Annotated in this window: 22 protein-coding genes; 9 read left to right on the top strand and 13 right to left on the bottom strand. The window is 54.3% G+C overall.

Annotation, left to right across the window (positions count from 1 at the left end):
- On the top strand, positions 1–3,813 hold a 3,813-nt coding region (locus tag VLV32_02975), incomplete at its 5' end, for a PilC/PilY family type IV pilus protein (protein HUL40859.1).
- 304 nt (positions 3,814–4,117) lie between these two features.
- Complete coding sequence (locus tag VLV32_02970; GenBank protein ID HUL40858.1) at positions 4,118–4,729, top strand: hypothetical protein; 612 nt, start codon at positions 4,118–4,120, stop codon at positions 4,727–4,729.
- Between the two features lie 92 nt (positions 4,730–4,821).
- On the opposite strand, the gene egtB is transcribed toward VLV32_02970, so the two are convergent.
- From egtB to VLV32_02920, 10 genes are all read right to left on the bottom strand, one after another.
- A complete protein-coding gene (egtB, locus tag VLV32_02965) occupies positions 4,822–6,141 on the bottom strand; it encodes an ergothioneine biosynthesis protein EgtB (GenBank protein ID HUL40857.1) in 1,320 nt (439 codons plus the stop codon).
- 292 nt (positions 6,142–6,433) lie between these two features.
- The gene (locus VLV32_02960) at positions 6,434–7,654 is read right to left on the bottom strand and encodes an FAD-dependent monooxygenase (GenBank protein HUL40856.1); all 1,221 of its coding nucleotides are present in this window, start codon (positions 7,652–7,654) and stop codon (positions 6,434–6,436) included.
- The gene (locus VLV32_02955) at positions 7,644–8,366 is read right to left on the bottom strand and encodes a methyltransferase domain-containing protein (GenBank protein HUL40855.1); all 723 of its coding nucleotides are present in this window, start codon (positions 8,364–8,366) and stop codon (positions 7,644–7,646) included. Before VLV32_02955 ends, VLV32_02960 begins: the two co-directional genes overlap by 11 nt.
- A 21-nt stretch (positions 8,367–8,387) precedes the next feature.
- Positions 8,388–9,446 carry a 3-oxoacyl-[acyl-carrier-protein] synthase III C-terminal domain-containing protein gene (locus tag VLV32_02950; protein ID HUL40854.1) on the bottom strand — a complete coding sequence of 353 codons (1,059 nt, stop codon included), beginning with the start codon at positions 9,444–9,446 and terminating at the stop codon, positions 8,388–8,390.
- A gap of 52 nt (positions 9,447–9,498) precedes the next feature.
- Positions 9,499–9,918, bottom strand: a complete 420-nt coding sequence (locus VLV32_02945; protein HUL40853.1) for a quinol oxidase — start codon at positions 9,916–9,918, stop codon at positions 9,499–9,501.
- A 353-nt stretch (positions 9,919–10,271) separates the two neighbouring features.
- Positions 10,272–10,847 (bottom strand): HNH endonuclease, encoded by a 576-nt coding sequence (locus VLV32_02940; GenBank protein ID HUL40852.1) that lies wholly within the window; start codon positions 10,845–10,847, stop codon positions 10,272–10,274.
- 274 nt (positions 10,848–11,121) lie between these two features.
- Positions 11,122–11,409: a cell division protein FtsB gene (ftsB, locus tag VLV32_02935; protein HUL40851.1), complete on the bottom strand. Its 288-nt coding sequence runs from the start codon at positions 11,407–11,409 to the stop codon at positions 11,122–11,124.
- A complete protein-coding gene (gene eno, locus VLV32_02930) occupies positions 11,410–12,693 on the bottom strand; it encodes a phosphopyruvate hydratase (GenBank protein HUL40850.1) in 1,284 nt (427 codons plus the stop codon). It abuts the gene before it with no gap.
- A complete protein-coding gene (gene kdsA / locus VLV32_02925; protein HUL40849.1) occupies positions 12,677–13,564 on the bottom strand; it encodes a 3-deoxy-8-phosphooctulonate synthase in 888 nt (295 codons plus the stop codon). Before kdsA ends, eno begins: the two co-directional genes overlap by 17 nt.
- Positions 13,561–15,222, bottom strand: coding sequence for a CTP synthase (locus tag VLV32_02920; GenBank protein HUL40848.1), 1,662 nt, complete (start codon positions 15,220–15,222; stop codon positions 13,561–13,563). The genes kdsA and VLV32_02920 overlap by 4 nt, the downstream gene beginning before the upstream one ends.
- A gap of 108 nt (positions 15,223–15,330) precedes the next feature.
- Here VLV32_02920 and VLV32_02915 point away from each other — a divergent pair, with 108 nt between their 5' ends.
- From VLV32_02915 to mtnA, 5 genes are all read left to right on the top strand, one after another.
- Positions 15,331–16,392, top strand: coding sequence for a folate-binding protein (locus VLV32_02915; protein HUL40847.1), 1,062 nt, complete (start codon positions 15,331–15,333; stop codon positions 16,390–16,392).
- The gene (locus VLV32_02910; GenBank protein ID HUL40846.1) at positions 16,392–16,670 is read left to right on the top strand and encodes a DUF4936 family protein; all 279 of its coding nucleotides are present in this window, start codon (positions 16,392–16,394) and stop codon (positions 16,668–16,670) included. The genes VLV32_02915 and VLV32_02910 overlap by 1 nt, the downstream gene beginning before the upstream one ends.
- A 21-nt stretch (positions 16,671–16,691) precedes the next feature.
- Positions 16,692–17,474 (top strand): NRDE family protein, encoded by a 783-nt coding sequence (locus VLV32_02905; protein HUL40845.1) that lies wholly within the window; start codon positions 16,692–16,694, stop codon positions 17,472–17,474.
- Between the two features lie 26 nt (positions 17,475–17,500).
- Positions 17,501–19,474 (top strand): bifunctional aldolase/short-chain dehydrogenase, encoded by a 1,974-nt coding sequence (locus VLV32_02900; GenBank protein HUL40844.1) that lies wholly within the window; start codon positions 17,501–17,503, stop codon positions 19,472–19,474.
- Between the two features lie 98 nt (positions 19,475–19,572).
- Complete coding sequence (gene mtnA / locus VLV32_02895) at positions 19,573–20,637, top strand: S-methyl-5-thioribose-1-phosphate isomerase (GenBank protein ID HUL40843.1); 1,065 nt, start codon at positions 19,573–19,575, stop codon at positions 20,635–20,637.
- 51 nt (positions 20,638–20,688) lie between these two features.
- Here the strand turns inward: mtnA and fabG are convergent, their stop codons facing one another.
- The 3 genes from fabG to tadA form a co-directional block, all read right to left on the bottom strand.
- The gene (gene fabG / locus VLV32_02890; protein ID HUL40842.1) at positions 20,689–21,429 is read right to left on the bottom strand and encodes a 3-oxoacyl-[acyl-carrier-protein] reductase; all 741 of its coding nucleotides are present in this window, start codon (positions 21,427–21,429) and stop codon (positions 20,689–20,691) included.
- Between the two features lie 179 nt (positions 21,430–21,608).
- On the bottom strand, positions 21,609–22,094 hold the full coding sequence (locus VLV32_02885; protein ID HUL40841.1) for a L,D-transpeptidase: 486 nt from the start codon (positions 22,092–22,094) through the stop codon (positions 21,609–21,611).
- Positions 22,094–22,561, bottom strand: coding sequence for a tRNA adenosine(34) deaminase TadA (tadA, locus tag VLV32_02880; protein HUL40840.1), 468 nt, complete (start codon positions 22,559–22,561; stop codon positions 22,094–22,096). The genes VLV32_02885 and tadA overlap by 1 nt, the downstream gene beginning before the upstream one ends.
- A 340-nt stretch (positions 22,562–22,901) precedes the next feature.
- Between tadA and VLV32_02875 the strand changes: the two genes are divergently transcribed.
- Together VLV32_02875 and VLV32_02870 are read left to right on the top strand one after the other, a co-directional pair.
- Entirely contained in the window at positions 22,902–23,504 is a 603-nt protein-coding gene (locus VLV32_02875; protein HUL40839.1) for a hypothetical protein, read from the top strand.
- A 374-nt stretch (positions 23,505–23,878) separates the two neighbouring features.
- Positions 23,879–24,937, top strand: a complete 1,059-nt coding sequence (locus VLV32_02870) for an MBL fold metallo-hydrolase (protein HUL40838.1) — start codon at positions 23,879–23,881, stop codon at positions 24,935–24,937.
- Positions 24,938–25,086: the final 149 nt, after the last annotated feature.

The following is a 25,086-nucleotide window of genomic DNA, read 5'->3' as shown; positions in this document are numbered from 1 at the left end:
ATGAGTTTCGGCCTTTTCACAGGAAGCTATGCGAAAAACAAATCGGGCGGAGTGTTGCGCAAGAACGCAGGCTCGTTTACCGATGAAGTCAATTCGAGCACTGGCCAATTCTTGCGCCCTGCTGCAGGCAGCATTGTTGATAACCTCGATGACTTCAAGCTTTACGGTTATTACTGGGGCAGCACGGACAGCAATGGGGGCACGTGGGGAAGTTATAGTGACGCCGTCCCCCCGGCAGGCGCGCCCAGCGACAATTGCGGCATCGTCCAAGCCAATTCGGGCAGCGGCCCACCGGGGTCGTACCTGAACCGGGGGGATTTCTCTGAAGGCCGTTGCGGCTCTTGGGGCAACCCGATTTCGGAAATGTATCTGGAGTCGCTGCGTTATTTAGCGCATAAAACCCCGAACCCGCAATTTACCTATAGCGGCACGGTTCAGGACACCGTGTTAGGGCTCTCGCAACCCAGCTGGAACGATCCCTTGAGCGCCAATACATACTGCGCGCCGTTGAACACATTGGTAATCAATGCTGCGACCCAATCCTTTGACAGCGACCAACTGGGTGGAATAACCGACCTGAATACGGCGCAAAGCGCCCAGCAATGGACCAATACCATCGGCGACAGCCAGCATGAGAATATCAACGGGGGCACCTGGTTAATCGGCAACAGCGGCTCGGTGAACGATAGCACCTGCTCACCTAAGGTCATTAGCGCCTTGGGCAGCGCGTCGGGCATCTGCCCCGACCAGCCCCGCTATCAGGGTTCTTACGATATTGCAGGTATCGCCTATGAGGCTCATACCAACCGGATTCGCACTGATCTTACCGTGCCCGCGAGCGATGCTAATTCGCTCAAAGTCACGACATCTGCGCTTACGCTATCGCCCAATGTTCCGAAGATCACCATTCCGGTGGGCGCCAAGACAGTCACAATCATGCCCGCGGGCAAGTTTGAAGACCAGATCGTCACCTTCGGCCCTGGACAAATTGTGGACTTTAAAATTATCACCACCGGCACCAACGCGACCGGTCCCTTTGGCACCTACCTAGTCCAATGGGACGAATCGGGGCAAGGCGCAGACTACGAGCTGGACATAGATGGAATTATCAGCTACCAGGTCAATACCAGCACGAGTCAAATCACGGTATCGACAAAAGTGGCGGGCCGCGGTGGCAACGGCTGCGACGGGTTTGGCTATGTCATCTCCGGAACAAATAAAGATGGCGCCCATTTCTTTTCCGGGATACAAGATAGCAATTCTGCTAATTGGTCCATTAACGGCGGCACCGGTTGCCTTGATCCCGCGACCGCCACGACCTCGAAGCCCGGCTTCTATTACCAGTACACCTCGCCCAGCGGTACGGTCACGACCGAATGTAGTGCTTGCACGATCGACAATAATCCCGTGGTTCCATCGATGAGCGCTACATATAACGTGACCGGCGTCGGCGGCACGCTGAACGATCCGCTGTGGTATGTGGCGAAATACGGCGGCTTTCATGATCTCAATGGCAACGGTCGTCCCGACCAAGTCGCCGAGTGGGACAAAGTGATCAACAGCACGGGGCTCGATGGCAGCGATGGCATCCCGGATAATTACTTCCCCGTGACCAATCCAGGCCAGCTGCAGATATCGCTGGATCGGGCCTTTACCCAGATATTGGGTGTTTCATCGTCGACCTCGGTTGCGACCAACTCAACCTCGCTTAATACCGGAACCCGGGTATTTCAGGCGCGCTTTAATAGCGCCGACTGGAGCGGGCAGCTGCTGTCCTATCCGGTGGACTTGAACGGCAACATTTCTAACACGGCGGATTGGGACTCGGGCCAGCAAATCAACACGCAACTGCCAACGAGCCGCGTGATCATCAGCTACAACCCGGCGTCCGGCGTTGCCCATAATAATTCCGGCATTCCCTTTGAGTGGAGCAACGTGAGTGCCAATGCAACGCTTGCGGCCTACCTCAATCAAAATGCCAGTGGGACGGTAGATGCGCTGGGCTCTTCGCGGCTGGCTTATTTAAGGGGTGATGCAAGCAATGAAGGGACCTCCGCCAACACCTTCAGAAGGCGTCCGGTAAGCAAGCTGGGAGACATCATCAATTCCAACCCGCAATATGTGGGCGCGCCCGGCAGCACCGATGTTGCGCATACCTCGGATCCAACGTATGGAACCTTTGCCAGCACCTACGCCAACCGCACTCCGGTGGTGTACATGGGTGCGAACGACGGCTTGCTGCATGGATTCAATGCGGTTCAAAGCACAGCCTCCGGTGGCGGTGACGAAGTACTGGGTTATGTGCCAAGCCGGATTTATTCCGATTTGCCCAAGTTCATGTCGCAAAACTACGTGCACCGCTATTATGTGGATGGCACGGCCATCGTCCAAGACGTGTGCATGCCAACCCCCCCCTTACTCGCCAACCCCTGCCCCGCCGCCTCCAACTGGAAGAGCGTGCTCGTGGGCGATTTAAGGGCGGGCGGCCAGGGTGTGTTTGCCCTCGATGTGACCGATCCCAGCCAATTTACCGAAGCCAACGCCAATAAGCTTGCGCTGTGGGAATTCACCGACTCCGATGATGCGGATCTGGGCTTTGTCTATGGCCAGCCGCAAATTGGCAAGATGGCCAACGGCCAGTGGGCAGTGGTGTTTGGCAACGGCTACAACAACACCTACTCCTGCACGGTGCGGCCCTGCCCCAACATGGGCGGTGCCGAAGGCCCGCTGGATAATCACGCGAGCGCGACCGGCCATGGCGTAGTTTATATCCTGTTTATCCAACCCGGCGCCACCGGCAGTTCCTGGGTCGCGGGCACCAATTACATCAAGCTCGATACCATGGTCGGTACAGCAGGCTCCCCCAACGGGCTGGCCCAACCCGCGTTGGTGGACGCCAACGGCGATGGGGTCATCGACTATATCTATGTCGGCGATCTCCAAGGGAATATGTGGAAATTCGATGTTACGAGTTCAAACCCCTCCAATTGGAAGACAGCGTTTGGCGGTGTTGGATCTCCGGTGCCGCTCTTTACCGCCAAGGACGCCTCCAACAATGCGCAACCGATCACCTCGGCACCGGTGGTCTATCCCAATCCGAATGGGGGCGAAATGGTGCTCTTTGGCACGGGCCTTTATCTGCAGGCTAGCGACGCGTCAAATGTAAGCCAACAAACGCTGTACGGCATCTGGGATAACGGATCAACGGTGAGCGGGCGTAGCCTACTGGTCTCCCAATCCGTGCTTGCCAATGTCACAACAAGTGCGGGCACCTTCAGGGTCACCAGCCAAAATGCGGTCAACTATACGACTGCACCCACAAATACCGGCTGGTACATGGATTTCCCGAATGTGAATGCGAGCGGCAACCCGGTGTATGGCTCTGGTACCGCAACCGGGGAACGGGTGGCGTATAACCCCATCATCAGTACCCAGAAACTGGTCGTCAACACCGCCACGCCCTCGGCAAACCTGTGCACCGCCGGTGGCACCACCTGGACCATGGACCTCGATCCAATCAGCGGGGGAACGCTCACCTTCTCGCCCTTTGACGTGAACGGCGATAATAACTTCACCACGAGCGACTTGGTTACCGTCAATGGTACACAGTACTATGTAAGCGGCATCGCCTCGACCGTGGGTATCGCTCCCACCCCCACCGTCATCAGCGGCGCGACCGGTAGCGGCAAAGAGTACAAAATACTCAGCGGCTCGACCGGCGGACTCGCCAGTGTCCTGGAAAACAACCCTGGCGCGCCCCCGCCTGCCGGACCGCTAAAGAGGCGCGCATGGCGCGAAATCTTCAGGCAGTGACCATCAATCCCGGTGTCCGCCCTAATACGGCGGACACCGGTGGTCGATGCAAAATTATCCCGTTCTGAATCGTTTCTTTCCAAAATCGCCCGCCTAAAAAGCTTTCATTCTGCTGCGACTGAGATACCCGGCCTAGCAGGCAAGAGGTTGTGGCTATCTGCTTGCCCTGGTAATTGCTAAAATTTGCATCTCCAGAACCGAAAAATATTTATTACCTCCGAAGGTGCTCCACGTATTCCGGTACTATTAAGCAAAGACGATAGGAAACAAGGGCTGGAACGTCTGCGTTATCGGGGTTTTTCAAATGTTTCACGCAAACGGCGCGGCGGTAAAAATGGGGCGGAACCCGTGGCTGGCTCTGGCCGGATTATTGTTGGCTTCCGCGTCCCACGCTTCCGGTTTCAACCCAGACGCAGGTGCCGCATTTATTATCGTCGCGGACGTTTTAGTGACCGGAAAAGCAATCCTGAGCCCGCCCCCGCCCCAAGCGCCCGTTGGCCTGGCGGCGGTGAGCGCCGGCGCTTTTGATGTCGGTGCGGGAAGCGATCCAACCCCAGTTTTTGCAGCTGAATACCGATTCGGGGGCCAGCATTTCTGGAACAGCCAGCCTGTGATTGGTTTTGCCGCGACTGCCCGCCGCTCGATATACGGTTACGGCGGGCTGAGGTTTAATGTCTCTCTTCCCTATCAAATGGAAATTGCTTCGACTTTTGCATTAGCCGGCTACAGCCGCGGCAACGGCAAGAACCTGGGCAGCGCCAAAGAAGCTTATTTCGAATTGAGCGTTGGGCGCCGATTCGCGAACGACATGCGAATTGAGTTAGCAGCCCGTCATTTATCTCACGACGACCTGTTCAGCAGTTACGATCCGGGCGTCGATATCGTTGCTATCAGTTTGGCGCTTCCGGTCCGCTGACCAAATTGTCGCGGCAAGGAGTCGCAATTGACTAACTTATGGCTGCAACTCGCATTTGAGTTCCAATGACGCCACTAACCCAATCGATGAACCTATTGCGCGTCCCACGCCAAACGCAGGCCGCTGAATTGCCACCTCGCCTCGGGCGGGAAGAAATTGCGATATGTGGCGCGAACGTGTGCCTTCGGTGTTGCGCATGAACCGCCTCGCAGCACGTACTGGTTACACATAAATTTGCCGTTGTATTCGCCCACCGCGCCTTGGGCAAGCCTAAATCCGGGATACGGTGCATACGAGCTTTGCGTCCACTCCCAGACGTCCCCAAATAACTGAGCCAGTCCGGGACGGGGCGGATCGCGCCGCAATGCCAGCGGATGCAAGGCAGCGCTTTCAAGAAAATTTCCGTCTACCGCAATTTCCGATGCAACCCTCTCCCACTCGGCCTCCGTTGGCAATCTCGCACCGGCCCAGCGCGCATAGGCGTTCGCTTCAAAAAAACTTATATGACTAACCGGCGCATGGGGATCGATTTTTTCCATTCCGTGCAACGTAAAGGTATACCAATCGCCATTGTCGCGCTCCCAGTATTGCGGCGCCTGCCACCCCTGCTGGTTCAGAATATCCCATCCCATTGACAGCCAAAGTTCCGGCCGTTGGTATCCGCCGTTCTCCACGAAATTCAAAAATTCTCCATGAGTTACCGGATGGGATGCAATCTCGAAGTCACGCAAGATCACTGCATGACGCGGCCGCTCGTTGTCAAATGCAAACCGAATTCCCAAATCTCCGACCTGGAATGTGCCGCCTGCGAACGCGATGCGCCGCGTTTTCCGCGCTCGCACCATGGTTAGCGGCCATTGGCTCCGATAAGCGGGCCGGAGCGGGTTTTTCCAGAACAGATGCTTGATGTCCGTGAGCATCAATTCCTGATGTTGCTCCTCATGATTAACTCCGAGTTCCGCCAATGCCGCGAATTCATCTCGATCGGCGGGCGGCTCCTCGAACAGCGCCGCCATTTGCTCATCGACATGGCTTCGGTAAGCCAACACCTCATTTATATCGGGTCGCGAAATCAAGCCTCGTTCCGGGCGCGGATGCTTGTCTCCGACCGTATTGTAGTAGGAGTTAAACAGCACGCGGTAAGCCGGGTGAAACGGCCGGTAATGTGCGACGAAGCGCTCGAGAATAAAGGTTTCGAAGAACCAGCTTGTGTGTGCCAAATGCCACTTTGTCGGACTCGCATCCGGCATTGATTGCAGCGCGCAGTCTTCTGCAGTCAAAGGTTCTAGCAGCCGCTTGCTGGTCTCTCGCACGCGCGCGTAGCGCTCTGCGAGCTCGGATAAAAACGTCGGTGCTTCACGGATCAAGAGTTTTTTTTCAAAACGCGGATTTCTGCTGGGTATCTTGCGCATCGCGAGTATCCTCCAAAGGCATGCAGATGGCAGATTCCGATTGGCTCGAAATCTAAAGACGGCAAACAAATTAGAAGCTGCGGGTTCGGTTTCCTTTTCCAACGCGGAGGGTGCTATTCACGGTAGATAGCCTAACAAGCATTGGACCATGCAGCAACAAACATAAAGGATATATCGTTGGCGTGATTCTTGTTCGGTCGCTGGACTCTATAATATAGTTGCATATACAAAGTATTACATTAATTAATTCATGTAAAGTCTTGATATCTGGCGACCCCGTGAAAACCCGATTTTACATCGTTCCTGATACGCGCAAGCGCCGCGCCAGTGCCACGTGCTTTGTCTTTCCGCTCAATTTGGCCCCCAAAGTTAATATCTTGGGAAACAGTTTCAGGAGCGGCAACAACATAGCCGAAGTTGCAGGCCGCATAGCGAGATGCGCGAACATCGCTGCTGCATGAATTCGCTTCGCGAAACCTTCTCGCCAAGTCGCAGAATAATCTTTGGCAAGTATTTCGAGCCCTGTTCCACCCAAAGCGTCCTGCTGCCGCCCGACAAGGTAGTCGCACAATATCCATGCCGATTGCATTGCCATGCTGATGCCTTCAGCCACTATAGGATGCGCCTCTCCTGCGGCATTGCCCAGCAAAAAAATGCCTTGCAAATAGCGCTTGCGAATGCCCGGCTGGATTGGACCCGCAGCCAACCAAGTCTTTTCCACTCGGCCGCGAGCGAGCGCTTCACGCGCGCCGTGACAGCGAGCTTCGATATGTTTCAGTACTGCATCCGCTGCGTTGATGTCGCGGAACTCGCGGCGTAGGCGCCGCAGATAATCGCGCCTGATGCAGCAAGACAAGCTTACGCGGTCATTGTCACTTTGCACCATTCCCCCATACCCTCCGGGAAAAATGAGCAGCGGCATCAAGTTGCGCTTTAGATCGCAGTCCACAAAATGCGCCTTGAACGCAAACAGATCGGAATTACGGCGCAAGCGATGAACAGCTTGTGTTGGTAAACTTCCCGGCTGCCACGATCCATGGGCCGCTATTACGATTCCTGCCTGTAATGTCACCATTGTGCCGCGATTCGAAACGGTACAGGTAAAACCTTCGATGCGTCGCTGCAGATGCGTTACGGCGCAAGGCTGCCATACCTGCGCGCCGGCCGCCGCAGCGGCATCCAACAGAAGCGTATCCAAATGTTCCCGCCCCAACGCCCTGCCCCATAATTCATCGGAATTCTTTGAACCGGGCATTGCCGAGGTTAATACTGTTTCTCCGGCAAATAAGCCCACTTCGCGCACTTCCGGACCTGCCTGCTCAAAAAACTGCCGCGCAATCCCGAGCCTATGAAAAAGCGGAAAACTGGTCGCGGATATAAATTCACCGCAAACCTTGCGCCGAGGAAATTTTGATTTTTCCACCACCGCAACCGACCATCCCGCCTTGGCAAGCAGCAACGCAGCCGTTCCTCCGGCCGGTCCTGCGCCGACGATGAGGGCGTCATATTTCATTTTGTGGACCCATTGATCTTCCGCTGCGCTGTGCCACAAAACAATGCGTGAAAAGCCCCGCCGCGCGCTCTGTCAATCGCCAGTCGTCTTGGTCAGGCCATAACTCGGAAAGATCTTCATCGGCAAATCCCGCACCTACGCTCACGACGGCATCATGCCGGCTCACGCTGTTACATCCGATGGCCCATAGCAGCCTGCTTCCTACCAAAGCCAACGTAGAGCGACGCGGTTCGCATGCTACAAACAGATCTGCAACTCGCGCGGCCTGGAGCAATAATTGAGTTAATCGTTCATGCCGGAAATGGTGAAGAAAAAGATTTGCCGTGATAGCGTCGACCGAACGCTGCTTAGCTTGCCCCAGAAATTCAAATGCGTCCGCTTTAATCGTTTCCACGTCCCATCCCAAGGCCTTAAACCCGTGTAGCGTCTCGTTGCTGACGATATCTTTGCAATCAAGCAAAATCACCTTGACGTTTTTCCAGCCGAGCGCGAGGCTGCGAGCTACTGTCAGCATAAAAGTCCCGTCGCCTGCTCCCAGCTCGAGCACGACGCGCGGCGCGGTTAGGCCGCGGCTGCTGAGCAACGCCCTCCGCATAATCCCTGCCTGCCCCATCCATCTGTTGACACGTTGCAAATCGCCTCTCGAGCGGATGGCTCGGGGATCTTCCGGCGGCAGTTCATCAAGCCATTCAGGCTCAACACAACGCAGCATCGTCGCGCGTATTTCTGTGGCCTACTGAATTTGCAGCAGAGTACCGTGACAACTGAAACCGGCACCGAAAGAAGACAACCACCACCAGCCACCTGGCGCGTGCCCCTCGAGCGCCGCCTGCAGCACAAAATAGACAAACGGACTGCTTAAGTTGCCATATTCGCTCAATACCGAACTGCTCCAGTTAAGATCGGCCGGCGCAAGACTGAGCTGCTGCTGTAAAGCCGTTAACACATCGCGCCCTCCGGCGTGCCAGATCCACGTAGTTATTTGGTTGCGCGACACGCCGGTCTTTTCCAGTACGTCGCCGAGCACAAGTTCTGCACTGCGAGCGGCAAGTTGCGGCACAGGCGGAGTCAGTATATTGCGCAACATGCCGTTTTTTTGTTCGAAGCGCAGTGTATCGCGGTTAAGCGGGTCGATACGCGACACACTTTCTTTCCATTCGATTCGGCGCAACCGCTGATTCGGTTGATCCGCAAGTACCGCGGCTGCCGCGCCGTCGCCAAACAAACAGTCGCTGATCAGCACGCCAGGATCGTTGTCTATGTAGAACGCGGCGCTACAAATCTCCACGCAAACCGAAAGTACGCGCTGGCAACGCTTGGCAGTCAAAAATGCTTCCGCAGTACGCAGGTTCGGCAGCGCAGCGCCGCAACCCTGACCCACCAGATCAAGTCCCAGCACATCCGGTCGCAATCCCAAATTTTCCGCCACATAACTGGTAAGACCCGGGCAAAGATAGCCGGTGCAGGTGCTGACAATAATCGCGTCTATTTCATCCGCCTGATGCCCAGCTTGATGCAGAGCGCTGGCCGCTGCCTGAACCGCGAGAACAGGGGCATGCCGAGCGAAACGCTGATGCAGCTTGTCTGGTGTTGCATCAAATACTTCGGTAAGCGGATTGAGTGCGAGATATCGGGTGCGTATTCCATTCTCACCCAACAGGACCTTCTGCAACACCGCGCGCGCGCGCCGGTTGAGATGCTTATACTGCGCGCTTTCCTGCAGCGCAACCCAACACTCTTCCTGAGTGTAGCGCTGCGGCGGGTTGGCGGTTCCGATACCTGTTATGAACATGGCTTAATCCGAAAACGAATACATAGACCTTTTGCATTGTCTCGAGCAACCGTTACTCCACCACCTCGATGACCCCCTGCATACCTTTCTCGCGGTGGCTCTGAAAAAACAGCAATTTGTTCTTGCAATAAAAAACAAATTCACCTGTTGCTTTCGGGGTAAATGTGATGACTTTGGGGTCGCTGCTCAAGGATTCATCGAAAACGATCCCCGCTTCGGGCGCATTCGCAACAATCGTGTGGGGCACTAGACCCGGCTCCTTGCTCACAATCAGTTCTACGGGTATGCCTTTCTTTACCACGATTCTGTCGGGCTTAAAAAAATAACTGCCCCCTATGATGCGAACATGTTGAACGCCGTCCTGATCCACGGTGGCAGTATAGGTATCAGCTTTGTCCTGTGAATAGGTGATAGCGGCACCATAAAAGAATACCGCGAACCCAAATATAAAACACGCCAGCAATCGCTGCATGATCCCTCCTACTAACTATCGCAAGACGATTTGATTTTGACCTCGCAACGACGCCTAGGTTTTACTTACCGCCTCTAGCCAAAAAGCCACAGGGACCAAATTAGTAAAACGGTCCTTGTGAAGCAGCAAGTTAGCGACGCCATGACAGAGTAATCTGCGGTTGGAATAAGCGTGCCATTGATCGGGAACGCGCCGGCTGCGCTTGTCAGGCTAAATACTAAGTTACGAAGCTATCACTCCAAAAAATCTTATGCCGGTAGCATGGTCACGCACCGACTTGGCACCTATCCCGAAGCCTGGAGCTCAAATTTGAGATTTGCAAACCCTGGTGCGCAAAGCGCGGCGAATCCGGCCTAGTCCCTGCCCGACCACAGCCTGCTGTTTTTGGGAACGTGTGCGAGAAGATAGTCCATTTGGTCGGCAAGGATGTGGCGGTTCGCCAGTATCATGCCTTCATAGCGATTCGGAGCATACGGCACATAAAGGAGTTTCATTCCCGCCTCCTCAGGAGTGCGGTCGGCTTTGAGCTCATTACAGGTGCGACAGGCCGTCACGACATTCGTCCAGCGATCGCTCCCGCCTCTTGAAGTCGGCGTGACATGGTCTTTGGTCAAATCGTGCGCGTGATATTGGCCGCCGCAAAACGCGCAAATGTGCCGGTCGCGCCGAAATAGTGTGTCGCGGTTAAGCCACGGCTCGGATCCGAAATGCGCAGTATGCACCTTGCCGCGTACCGCGATTATGGGTTTCGGGGCGATTTCTGAACGCTTGCCGGTCAGCCTTGAAATGCCCCCACGGTACACGCACACCGGGTTTCCCAGCGACCAGGTAACCAGGTTGCGTGCATAGTACAGAACCGCCTCCTGCGTATCGATCCAGCGGCGAGGAAGACCGGCGGCATCGAGTGTCAATACCAGCGGCGTAATCATTTAGTTCTGCTCAAATGTAGGCCCAAACTGCTGCAAATATTTTTGCTATTCCACAAATTTAGAGTACCCGAATTCCCGCGCGATCATTGTAACTCTCGGCTGAAATTTAAGCGAGTGGTATTATCTCAAAAATTAGCGACTTAGTGCGCTGATTAAAACTATCGTTTTAGATTAAACGGGCTGGCAAAAGGCCGGAACAAACAGGGTTGGGAAACTGCCTGGAATTAAGACCAAAGGCACACTGCCGCAGGCCAACGCGTCGCGCCGGCAAATCTCAATTGCTTTTTTGCTTATCGTCTAGAATCTGAAAAAAGATTTCGTCCTGCTTGATCATTCCGAGCTCGGAGCGAGCGCGCTCTTCAATCGCTTGCAGTCCCTGCTTCAAGTTGCGCACTTCGGCATCCAACGCCGCGTTCCTCGCACGGAGTTTCTGATTGGCCTGAATTTGATCCTGCAATTGGCGGTCCACTTCCCAAACTCTGGACCAACTACCCTTACCCAGCCACAGCGGATATTGCAGCGCGGCTATCAGAGCAATCAGAATCAGAGTAACGAGCTTCATTCAGCGCAGCTGGTGAAAAGCGTTGCGGCCGGCATAAACCGCAATGTCGCCTAGATCCTCCTCGATCCGTAGCAACTGGTTATATTTTGCCAGGCGGTCAGAGCGCGACAGCGAGCCCGTTTTTATCTGCATCGCATTTGTCGCGACCGCGATATCCGCGATTGTGGTGTCCTCGGTCTCGCCGGACCGGTGGGAAATTACCGCGGTGTAGCCGGAGCGCTGGGCGAGGTCGATTGCAGCAAATGTTTCGCTAAGTGTGCCGATCTGATTAATCTTGATGAGCACCGAGTTGGCGATTTCCTGTCTGATGCCTTCAGCGATGATTTTTGTGTTGGTCACAAATATGTCGTCAGCAATGAGCTGCAAGGAATTTCCCAAGCGCCGTGTCAGCGTCTTCCAGCCTTCCCAGTCGGTTTCCGCCATGCCGTCTTCGATGCTGATTATGGGATATTTGTCCGCCCAGGCGGCGAGGTAATCGCTCAATTGCTTGGAATTGAGGCTAAGACTGTCGGCGGCAAGTTCATATTTGCCGTTCTTAAAGAACTCCGAACTTGCGCAATCAATGCCGACAGCTAGATCCGCTCCCGGCCGAAAGCCTGCTTTCTCGATCGCTTGCACAATCAGGCGCAGCGCCGCCTCATTGTTTTCAAGATTAGGGGCAAAGCCTCCTTCGTCGCCGACGGTCGTAGGCATGCCTTTTTCTTCAATCAGTTTTTTCAACGTGTGGAACACTTCAGCGCCATAGCGTAGCGCTTCACGAAAGCTTTTTGCTCCCAGCGGAATCAACATGAACTCCTGCATGTCGATGTTGTTATTGGCGTGCGCTCCGCCGTTGATTACGTTCATCAGCGGGACCGGCATATGCATCTGTCCTGATCCACCGAAATAACGGTACAAAGGTAAACCGGATTCTTCCGCCGCAGCTTTGGCCACCGCGACGGAAACCGCCAGTATGGCATTGGCCCCGAGGCGCGATTTGTTTTCAGTTCCGTCTAGATCAATCAAGGTGTGATCGATAAAGGCTTGCTCGACGGCGTCCAGCCCGATGATCGCTTCGCATATTTCCGTATTGATATTCTCCACCGCCTTGAGAACACCCTTCCCAGAATAGCGCTGCTTGTCGCCGTCCCGTAATTCAATTGCCTCGTTCTTTCCGGTGGACGCGCCCGACGGCACTGCCGCGCGCCCCAATACCCCGGATTCCAACAGAACATCCGCTTCTACGGTCGGATTGCCTCGCGAATCGAGAATTTCCCGTGCAACCACATCAACGATGGCGCTCATATTTTGCCTTTTTTTCGTGCTTAATCGGCGTCTTGCACAAACTCTCCTCCGCGAAACCCTTTTGTTTCACCAACTGGTCCAGTTCCTTCAAGGTTTGCAGCAACTCGCGCATGAGTCCAAGCGGCCAAGCGTTGGGGCCGTCCGACAGAGCCTTGTCGGGATCGGGGTGAGTTTCCATAAAGATCCCTGAAATCCCGCTTGCGACCGCCGCGCGCGCCAGCACCGGCACAAACTCGCGCTGACCGCCGCTTCTATTGCCCTCGCCTCCGGGTAACTGCACTGAATGCGTGGCATCGAAGACCACCGGGCACCCGGTTTCGCGCATCACCATTAGCGAGCGCATGTCCGAGACGAGGTTATTGTAGCCGAAGGAGACGCCGCGCTCGCACACCATGATGTTATCCTGGCGGCTGGCTGCTCGGGCTTTTTCAACCACGTTTTTCATCTCGCCAGGCGAGAGAAATTGGCCCTTCTTGATATTTACAGGCCTGCCTGCGCTTGCCACGGCATAAATAAAGTCAGTCTGACGGCATAGAAAGGCCGGCGTTTGCAGCACATCGGCCACCGCAGCCACCCTGTTCACATCGGCAATTTCATGTACATCGGTCAGCACAGGAACTTTGATCCTCGACTTCACCTCACTTAAAATATCAAGACCCTCTTCTATCCCTGTGCCTCTAAACGATTTTACAGAGCTGCGGTTTGCCTTATCATAAGAAGACTTGTAAATAAAGTGAACATCAAGCTCTTGGCAAATATCCTTGAGCGCACCGGCGCTATCTAAGGCCAGTTGTCGCGATTCGATGACACAGGGGCCAGCTATTAGAAACAGGGGGTGTTCAAGTCCGGCGTCAAAGCCGCACAATTTCATCGAACCACACTCAGTTGTTTGATGCTTTCTGCGTGCGCGCCGGCATAGCGTAATGCAGCTTCGATAAACGCCTTGAACAACGGATGGCCGGCTCTGGGTGTAGAAGTAAATTCGGGATGAAACTGACAAGCGATAAACCAGGGATGATCCGGCAGCTCGATCATCTCGCATAAATCCTCGTTGGCGGAAATGCCGCTGATTCGCAAACCGGCCTGCTCAAGCCGCGGCACGAAATGGTTATTGACCTCGTAACGGTGACGATGCCGCTCCACCACCTTTGGCGCGCCGTAAATCTGCCGCGCCAATGTGCCCCGTTGCAGCAGACACTCCTGGCCGCCCAAGCGCATCGTTCCGCCCAAGTCGGAATGAGCATCCCGTAGTTCCACCTTGCCGTTGCGGTTGCGCCATTCACTGATCAAAGCAATCACCGGATACGGCGTTTGGGCATCGAACTCGGTGCTATGGGCGCCTTCCATTCCCGCCTTGTGTCGCGCATACTCGATCACCGCAAGCTGCATGCCCAGGCAGATACCAAGATAAGGCACGCTTTTTTCACGGGCGTGCCGTATCGCGCTGATCTTGCCTTCGACCCCGCGCTTGCCGAATCCGCCCGGCACCAATACCGCGTGCATCTTATCAAGACAGGCCGTACCCTGGTTTTCCAGGCTTTCCGAGTCAATATAATGAATGTTGATTTTGCTATGAGTATGTATTCCGGCGTGAATGAGCGCCTCGGAAAGTGACTTATATGACTCCGTTAGGTCCACATACTTGCCAACCAGCCCAATATCCACCGCGTACAACGGATGCTCCAGCGCCTCTACCAATTTCTCCCAGGCGCGCAAATCGGCAGGCGCAGCGGTAATATCGAGCTTTTTACAAACGATGTCGTCAAGGCGCTGGCTGTGCAGCATGCCGGGTATCTTATAGATGCTGTCCACGTCGATCGCCGAGATCACAGCCTCTACTTCCACGTTGGTAAACAATGCGATTTTCCTGCGCTCGTCCTCCGGCAACGGCCGGTCAGCACGGCATAACAAAATGTCTGGCTGAATTCCGATTTCTCGCAGTTCCTTCACCGAGTGTTGTGTCGGCTTGGTCTTGATCTCCCCCGCGGAAGCGATATAGGGCAATAACGTAAGGTGTATAAAGCACGTATTATGGCGGCCTAGCCTGATGCTCATTTGGCGAATCGCCTCTAGGAAAGGCAACGACTCAATATCTCCCACCGTGCCCCCGATCTCGACAATCGCGACCTGCGCGGCGTTTGCTCCCTGCTGAATGAAACTTTGGATCTCGTCTGTTATGTGGGGGATCACCTGCACGGTGCCGCCGAGATAATCGCCGCGACGTTCTTTTTTAATCACGCTTTCGTAAATCTGACCGGTGGTGAAATTGTTGCGCTTGCTCATCTTGGCGTTGACAAAGCGTTCATAATGGCCGAGATCCAGATCGGTTTCTGCGCCGTCTTCGGTAACGAACACCTCACCATGCTGGAACGGGCTCATGGTACCGGGGTCTACGTTGATGTAGGGGTCAAGCTTGAGGAGGGTGACGTTGATGCCGCGGGATTCGAGAATGGCTGCAAGGGAGGCGGCGGCGATCCCTTTACCGAGGGAGGAGACCACGCCGCCAGTTACAAAAATATACTTGGTCATGAGATAACCAGTAAGTTATCGAGCATATGATAACGTAAAAAGCATGAGCTAACAATTAAAGAGACCGCAGTCGAAGCCGAGTCGCATGCGCTTTGTTAAAATGGTGCCTTGTTAACCTCGCGAATCCATGTTTCCGACTTTCTCATGTATTCCGGCTGGCGACGTTACCTACAAAGTGCAGGTGCAACAATCGAAAACGATGCGGTAAGTCATTTTGGCGATCCCGGGGGGGAACTTCGCGCCGTTCAAACAGGCACTATACTCTGCGATCTTGCCCAGTTCGGTTTACTGTATTTTCGGGGCCCCGACAGCCGTGCTTTTTTGCACGGGCAGCTTTCCAGTGACGTGCAAAACCTCGGCACAACAGCGGCGCAGTACAGCAGCTATTGCTCGCCAAAGGGCCGAGTGCTCGCGAGTCTGTTGCTCTGGCAAGCAACCGACGGCTTTTTCGCGCAGTTGCATGCCGGCTTAAGCGAGGACATTCGAAATCGGCTTACAAAATTTATACTGAGTTCGAAAGTAAGAATAACCGATGCCGGCGACACACACGTGTGCCTGGGTGTCGCCGGAAGGAACGCTGAGATGCTCGCGAAGAACTGCTTTGGCGCCATTCCGCAGTCCATGCTTGGAGTGAAACATCACGAATCGGCAACATTGATCCGCATATCGCCGGACCGCTTTCAAATTATCTGCGATGCCCAGCAAGCTCCTGCATTATGGGAGCAGTTGAGGCAAAACACCACGCCGGTCGGAACGGCGTGCTGGGATTGGCTCAGTATTCGCAGTGGAATTGCCGTTATTGCGCCTGCGACAAAGGAACAGTTCGTACCGCAAATGCTCAATATGGAAATCGTCGGAGCAGTCAGCTTCAGCAAAGGCTGTTATCCGGGACAGGAAATTGTAGCCCGCGCACAGCACCTAGGGACGCTTAAGCGACGCATGTATCTTGCCAACATCCTCAGCGATGCCGCCCCCCAGGCGGCTGACGAGCTGTTCGGCGCAAATGGTAACGGCCAAACAAGCGGCACGGTTGTCAATGGCGCCGCTTCGCCCGAGGGCGGGTACGATGTGCTTGCGGTTATCCAAATCGCCGCCGCCGGCAAAAATCTCCACTGGAAATCGCCGGACGGCCCCGTTATAAAATTATTGCCGCTTCCGTATTCCGTTTGATGACGCTTAACTTCTACATCTATTACCGGGTGGAGGCCGCCGGCGCGGCGGTATTGGAAACGCGCATCCGGGAAATGCAGGCGACTTTGCGTGATCGAACCGGGATTGCCGGTCGCTTGATAAAGAAACGGGGCGACGCTTTGTTGTGGATGGAAGTGTACGAGAACGTCGCTGCAGAGAGTTTCGAGGCTGCCTTGGCGCGCGTTGTCGAGGAACACCACATACGCCAATTTCTCGAGCCGGGCTCGCAACGGCATACTGAGTGTTTCATTGTTTAGCGAATGATGGGCCATTGAAATATGTGCCTTGTCTTGGTCGCCTACCGGCTGTCGCCGGACTGGCCCTTGCTGATCGCCGCCAATCGCGACGAGTACTACGAACGTCCCACCGCAGCGGCGGCATTCTGGGAAGACCATCCGCAAGTACTCGGCGGCCGCGACTTGCAGAAGCGCGGCACCTGGCTTGGCGTCACGCGCCGAGGTCGATTCGCGGCCGTCACTAATTTTCGTCAGGGTTTGACTCAGAAGAAAAATGCGCCATCGCGCGGCGTGCTGGTTAGTAATTATCTTGTTGGAAACGACATACCGCAGGACTATCTGCAGCGGCTACAGCAGCATGCGGCCGAGTACGACGGCTTTAATCTGATTGCCGGAGACATTAGCGATGTTTATTACTATTCGAACCGCGGCAGAAAAATGCAAAAACTTGCCCCTGGACTGTACGGCTTGAGCAACCATCTGCTGGATACACCCTGGCCCAAAGTCGAGCGCGCAAAGAAGCAGCTTATCCGCCTTTTTTCTGCGCCGCAGCCTCCGTCGGTTGAGGCCCTGTTCGCGATACTCGCCGATCGTTTTGTTCCAGAGGATAAAGAGCTGCCGAACACCGGTATCGGACTGGAACGGGAACGGCGGCTGTCGTCGGCTTTCACCGCCACTGCCGATTACGGCACACGATCCTCTACGCTGCTCTTTATACGTGCAAACAATCGGGTCGAACTCATTGAACGCTCGTTTAGGCACGCGGGCCGCGAAGGGGGCACGGTGCATCACGAATTCATGGTTGACACCGCCTCTCTTATATAATGCCCCATCAACCCCAAATGTGAGCCATGAAAAGCTTGTGGAACGACAGAGAAGCAGCGGCATTTAAAGGCGATCTGCAACTTCGCGTTTACTCCTCGCGCCTCCTGGGCCGCGACAAATCGCTGGTACTGCACGGCGGGGGCAATACTTCCGTCAAAATCCGCGAGAGCAATATACTTGGAGAACCCGAAGACATTTTATATGTGAAAGGCAGCGGCTGGGATTTGGAGACCATAGAATCCGCGGGTTTTTCTCCGGTTCGTTTGCGTCACCTGCTGCGGCTTGCGCAGCTTAAATCGCTCTCTGATCCACAAATGGTAAACGAGCTGAAAACACATATGACACGGGCCTCCGCTCCAGCGCCATCGATTGAGACCATTCTGCACGCGATTCTTCCCTACAAATACGTAGATCACACCCATGCCGATGCGGTAATTGCGGTAACCAACACTGCGAACGGCGAGGAACGCATCCGAGAAATCTATGGTGAAGACGTGGTAATCATTCCCTATGTGATGCCGGGCTTCGAGCTGGCGCAAGTTTGCGCGCAGCTGTTCGCCGAGCAAGCAAAGCAAGCCACTATAGGAATGGTACTTATGAACCATGGAATCTTTTCTTTCGGCGCGACCGCCAAACAATCCTATGAGCGCATGATTGCGCTGGTATCGCGCGCCGAAAAATATCTGGCCAGTAAAGGCGCCTGGACACTCCCCGCTCGCTCGGCCGCCGTCCCCAAAAGACCTCTCAAAACGGAACTTGCCTTATTGCGCAGGAAGATTTCAAAAGTCGCGGGTTTCCCGGCCATCATCAGTACTTGTACGAATACTCAAACCCTAGGATTCGCAAAACGCAGAGACCTTGGAAAAATTTCGCAGCAGGGGCCGGCGACACCCGACCATGTGATTCGCACCAAACGGCTACCCATGCTGGGAAGGACAGTTGATGCTTATGCCACGCTGTACCGAAAATATTTCCACCAGCATATGCGTACCGCAAAGGAAAAGAAAACCATGCTGGACCCGGCGCCGCGCGTGATTCTTGATCCTGAGTTCGGACTGTGCGCCGTGGGGCAAACCGCTAAAGACGCGGCCATTGTCGTGGAAATCTATTTGCACACCATCGAAATTATCCTGCGCGCCACTGCCTTGGGCGGATTCACCGCGTTGCCAGCAGAGGAGTTGTTCGACGTTGAATACTGGGATCTCGAGCAGGCTAAGCTCAAAAAAGGCGGCACGCCCCCCTTGTTTGCAGGGGAAATCGCCTTGGTTACGGGCGCCGCTTCGGGTATTGGCAAAGCGTGTGTAGAATCCATGCTTGCACGCGGCGCGGCGGTCATTGGGCTCGATCTAAATCCGTCAATCGAATTGCTGTACAACCGCAAGGATTTTCTTGGCATACGTTGCGATGTAACTAGTGACAAGGCCGTCGCCAGCGCGCTCGAGTCGGGTGTAAAAGCATTCGGCGGACTGGACATGCTCATACTCAATGCCGGAATCTTTCCGGCCAGCCGCCGCATTGAAGCTTTGCATGCTAAGGAATGGCGCGACGTAATGAACATCAATCTGGATGCCAACTTGTTGATGATGCGCGAATGCCACCCGTTGCTGAAACTCTCGCCCAGAGGCGGGCGTGCGGTCGTCATCGGTTCCAAAAATGTCCCTGCGCCGGGACCGGGTGCCGCCGCGTACTCTTCATCCAAAGCCGCGCTCAACCAGCTGGCGCGGGTTGCGGCGCTGGAATGGGGCTCTGAGGGCATCCGCGTCAATATCATCCACCCCAACGCGGTATTCGATACCGCCATCTGGAGCAAAGCTGTGCTCGAGTCGCGCGCGGCGCAATACGGGCTCGGCGTCGAGCAATACAAGAAGAATAATGTGCTGAAGACCGAGGTTACAAGCAGAAATGTTGCCGAGCTCGCCGCAGAAATGTGCGGACCGCTGTTTGCCAAGACCACTGCCGCGCAGGTGCCTGTGGACGGGGGCAACGAGCGGGTCATTTGATCCATTTCACCCGGCCGAGCCGGCTTTGTTAAAGCCTGCTAGCAAAGCCTTAATTACCTCTTAGGTGGACTCCACATTGCCCGCGATAATTTGAAATCATGATTCGAGCCGATTACAAGGTTGAAACGCTGCGTTGGCGTAATAACAAGCTGGAAATGATCGACCAGCGCGTCCTGCCGGAGCGCCTTGAATACGTAAGCTTTGATTCCGCAGCGGCTGTTGCGAGCGGAATTCGCAACATGGTGGTTAGAGGTGCGCCTGCAATTGGTTGCGCGGCTGCTTTTGGCATCGCATTGGAAGCACAGCGCTTGCAACAACTGCCGCAAAAAGATTTCAATTCGGGGCTGGAAAAGAGCTTTACGGAGCTTGCGGACAGCCGGCCGACTGCGGTCAATTTATTTTGGGCGCTGCGCCGCATGCGCCAAGTCTGGTACAAAGTTAAGGTACGCAATCCCGGGGAGGTCGCGCAAAAACTTCTGGACGAGGCACACGCGATTCACTCCGAGGATCTGCGCGTTAACCATGCGATCGGCGAGATCGGCGCGGCTCTCGTCAAGAATAATGCAAGAATTCTTACTTACTGCAACGCCGGGGCACTGGCGACCGCAGGCCATGGCACGGCGCTGGGTGTGATTCGGTCGGCTGTAGAAGCAGGCAACACAGTCAGCGTTTTCACCAGCGAAACCCGACCTTTCCTGCAAGGCGCGCGGCTTACAGCCTGGGAATTGATCCAGGAAAATATCCCGGTGACGCTAATTACTGACAATATGGCCGGCTATCTGATGGGCCGCGGGGAACTCGATTTGGTGATCGTCGGCGCAGACCGGGTCGCGGCCAACGGTGATGTGGCCAACAAGATAGGCACCTACATGCTGGCGGTACTGGCGCAGCGCCACGCCATACCATTTTATGTCGCGTGCCCGCTTTCCAGTATCGATCTCAGTATTGCAAGTGGTGCAGATATCCCCATCGAAGAGCGGCCGCAATCCGAGGTCTTAGGGTACCGAGATATTCGGTGGGCTGCTGAGGGTGTGAAAATACGCAACCCGGCATTTGACGTAACGCCTGCGCAATTGGTGACCGGGCTTATTACCGAGAAAGGCGTAGTGCTCTCCCCTAACCGTGACAAGCTGAAAAAACTCTTTCCAAAAAAGCAAAAATAGATAGACCGGAGAGATAAAGTCAAAGGTGAAATAGCTGGCTTTGGCGAGGGTTTAAATTGTGACGCCGCCGCCAACTTCTATAACAGCGCCGTTGATATAGCTTGCCTCATCGGAAGCGAGGAATGCATAGGTATTCGCGATTTCCTCCGGTCTTCCAAGACGACCGAGCGGCACCTTCTCCTCGATTGCTCTCAGGACCCGATCCGGCATCGAGCTCAATATAGGGGTTTCAATGAACCCAGGGCAGACTGCATTCGTGCGGATCCCGCGCTTACCCAGTTCCCGGGCCCAGGTCTTTACCATCCCGATCACGCCGAACTTGCTCGCGGCATAATTAGTCTGTCCAAAATTTCCGTACAAACCGACAATGGATGACGCGTTAAGGATGACGCCCGAGTTCTGGCGCAACATGACATCCACCACTGCCTTGGTGCAGTTGTAAACACCCTTGAGGTTGATGTCGATCACCTTGTCAAACTGTTCCTCGGTCATATTTTTAAGCTGACTGTCCATTACGATGCCCGCGTTATTCACGAGGCAATCAATGCGGCCGTATTTCTTCACGACGCTACTGACCATCTTATCGATACTAGATTTGTCTCGCACATCCACTACAAAACCCGTGGCCTCGCCGCCTGCCGAGTTGATTTTCTCGACAGTTTCATTGAGCCATTCCGGCGTCAAATCACAGGCGATAACTTTCGCCCCCTCCTTGGCAAACTTTATAGCGGTAGCCTGTCCAATCCCGCGTCCGGCACCCGTTATAATCGCAATTTTGCCCGCGAGTCTCATGCACATTTTCCTTCCGAATCAACAAATTCCAATAACTCAAAACAAGTGTAGCACAGCATTGTGCAATGCACAATAAATTTTGCACACTGCCTTATGCTACTGTTTGCAACAGGCAATTGCCCAGTTACGGGATATTGCGGCCCGAGTCGACAAAACTTTCGGGAAGTGGATGAGAAGACTCAGTTTTCGCGAATTTCTACCAGGGTCCCGACCTTTACGCCATCAAACAAGTCTAATAAATCCTTGTTGCGCATCCTGATGCAGCCAATTGAGCCTGGCAGGCCCATCTTTGTATTGTCGGGGCTGCCGTGGATATAAATATAACGGCGCATGGTATCGACTTGGCCTAAGCGGTTGAAACCGACCTCGCATCCCGAAAGCCACAGAATGCGCGTCAGAATCCAATCGCGCTTCGGGTCGCGTCGGGCGAGTTCAGGCGTGTAAATTTCTCCGGTGGGACGCCGATTGACAAACACGCTATTGACTGGTTGCCCGGCGCCAATTTTGGCGCGGATTACATGCAAACCGCGCGGCGTGCGATAGCTGCCGTTCAACTCTCCCGCGCCGTTCTTCGAGGTGGAAACTGGATGGCGGGTTACTTCTTTGCCCTTCTCGTCCAGCAGCGTTAAAGTTTGCTGCCGCAAGCTTACAACAATCTTCGCCATCAATCCTTCTCCTGTCGGCGCTCGGCGAAAAACCGCGTTAACAGGATTGCACATTCCTCGGTAAGCACTCCCGATACGAGCTGCGTGTGATGATTCAATCGTGTTTCCGCCAACAAATTTATCACGCTACCGCAAGCGCCGCTTTTAGAATCGGCTGCACCATACACTAAACGCGTAATGCGCGCCTGCATAATGGCGCCAACGCACATTGCGCAAGGTTCCAAAGTGACATAGAGCGAACAGTCAAGAAAACGGTAATTGCCTATGCGTTGACCGGCATCGCGCAGCGCCTGAATTTCGGCATGGGCAGTCGGGTCATTTTTGGAAATCGGAGCATTATAACCGCGCCCGATGATTACGCCATCGCATACCACCACCGCGCCTACCGGTACCTCCAGAGCCAGCTGGGCCTGTTGCGCCATTGAAATGGCTTCGCGCATTAACGTTTTATCAAGCGAGTCGACCATTGGCATACGTTTAGATGCGAGGCTATTCACCCTCATTCGTCCAAAGGCGAACGGCAACGTCGGAAGCATATTCGGCAAACTGCAGCATGTTGGTTCAATTTTATTGAAAGGCTTTTCAGAATAACACAAGCTGAGAATCAGGGGCGGCCTCAATAAATGCAGTACGCTGCTGGCGCCGAGCTGCTTCTGTGTTCATGAGTCCTTAACCGATGCGCTTGGTATTCTCCGGATACGGCTTTGGAAGCTTGTATTATTCGTGCCCATGGGTATTATGCCTGGACGCGGCATGACGGCGCGCTCAAGCGCTGCGTAATGTCATCCACCACGAATGGGAGTAAACATGAAGTACTGCTCCACGCCGATCATTTTCTCTGTTTCATTACTTATCGTTTCTTGTAGCTCAGCCCAGTCGAGGGTTGAGCAGATACAGATTCCGCCTGAAAGAATTGTTCAAAAGGGATATTCGCTTTTACCGCTGAATGAAAAAGGTTGGTACGTCGTAGGGCGAAACCAAACCCAATTAGCCCTAGGGAAAGGGAGTGAGACTCCCGATGAGACTTTCGTTATTCAGGGGACCCTCGTTGCGATCGAGCCGTATAAGACAAGAGATGATTTTGTTCGTCTAGTGAAAGAAGGCGAAAGCAAATCCATTGATCGAAAGCGCTACAAAATCATTCAACACGATGTTTCTGCGTACGATAAAAAAGGGACCGATTGTGCAGAATCATATGTGCTAATGGTGGACAACGCAGCCGCTAAGCCGTCCGGAAACAAAGGGGTTATGATCCTCGAGTCGCTTGCCCTTGCCTGCGCCCACCCCAAAAACAAAAACATTGTGGTCAATTTGGGCTATTCGCATCGATATTATCCGGGTCATCAAGACGCCGCGTTTCGCGAGAAGGCAACCGCCGTCGTGAACAGTCTTGAATTCACAGACTTCTAGTCAGGTTCGGCATCCCGGCTCGCTCAAGCAGCAGCGATTTCCTGCTTGCTGCATTCGACGAAAATCCGCCGCCCGGCCGCGGCATTAGTGTGTTCAGGCTCAATGACAAGTTTCGCTTTTCAACGGGTTAGTATTAGACTCGTGCAGGATAATGAGCAGCACGCTTGGTGCAAAACTAAATGTTACTTGAATTTTCATTTTTCTTGCTATAAGTTAAATTGTGCCCTAAAAGAATAAGATGCGCGGAAGTGCTGGCAGTCACCAGAGGCTGTAGCTGCTTTGATTTTCTGTTGGCAAATTTATAAGCAATTCAATAGTGGAGCAAACCAATGAAAGCTAAACCGTGGCTCGATTGGCTCACGTCGTCTTTAACCATGGACAGGCGTACATTTCTCAAGCAGTCCGGTGTCACAGTGCTCCTTGCCGGATGCGCGTCGACCGCGACACAGGAGCAAGCCGCAAATGCGGATTCCAAGAAAGCGCAAATCACCTCGCTCTATGATGCTTTCGGCAAGACATCGACCATGCAAAAAGACTGGGGTTTTTCAGCATACATCGAGTATGGGGGCAAGCGCATTCTGTTCGACACCGGAGACAACGCCGAAATTTTTGCGCACAACGTGAAGGCGAAGGGCATCGACCTCACCCAGCTGGATTTCGCGGTCGTGACGCACCGTCACGGCGATCATACGAGTGGCTTGAATTATTTGATGACCGTCAATCCGGGTGTGCCGATATACGTACCACATGAGAATTTTGGCGTGTTCGGCGCCACCTTGCCGGGAACCTTCTACAAGCGTAATGAATCGCTGCCCGCCGATATGCGCTACTTTGACGGTAAACCGCCTGAAAAGCTTAGTTTTGGCACACCGTGGCCGCAGGCAAACTTCAAACGGTTGAGAGGAAACACCGAGATAGCGCCCGGATTTCAATTGATCATGTTAAAGGGTTCTTGGGGCGTTGATCTGGATGTGATGGAGATCTCGTTAGCAATCGACACCCCGGACGGAATCGTCCTCGTGGTCGGTTGTAGTCATCCGACGATAGAAAAGGTCGTAGAAACCACAAAAGCAGTGACCAAAAAGCCGATCCACCTTGTCGTCGGCGGGACGCATCTGCTGCCTGCGACAAACGAGCAAATCAGCCAGATTGCCGGTAACCTGCACGATAAGTTGCAGGTCGCATGGATTGCGCCGGTTCATTGCACCGGAGAGCGTGCGTTTGGGACGCTGAAACAGACATATGGTGACCATTATGTCTATGCCGGCCTTGGCAGCACGATCCTGCTTGGCCCAACGGTCACGACGCTTGCCGAAGCCGGACAGCCGCATATGGTGGCAATGGACCAGGAGGATCTGCGCAGCTGTCGTGAATTGCACGCGCTAAGCGGCTGCATTTGCTGTCCAAAAGCTCCAATCGCGCAACCGGCTTAGCACGCGCAATAACAACAGCAATTCGGGTCAGAGTTGAATTTTCTCCGTAGCAGCGGAGAAATGCGGCTCTGGCCCTTTGTCTTTACTTAGACGCACGAGGTCACTGGGGTAACTTCATAGCGGCGTCTTGCGGCCAAGGCTGTTCACTG

It is taken from the genome of Burkholderiales bacterium, assembly GCA_035518095.1.
GTDB lineage: Bacteria > Pseudomonadota > Gammaproteobacteria > Burkholderiales > JAHFRG01 > JAHFRG01.
The sequence above is the reverse complement of the archived record's forward strand: the minus strand, read 5'-3'. Positions and strand labels throughout refer to the sequence as shown.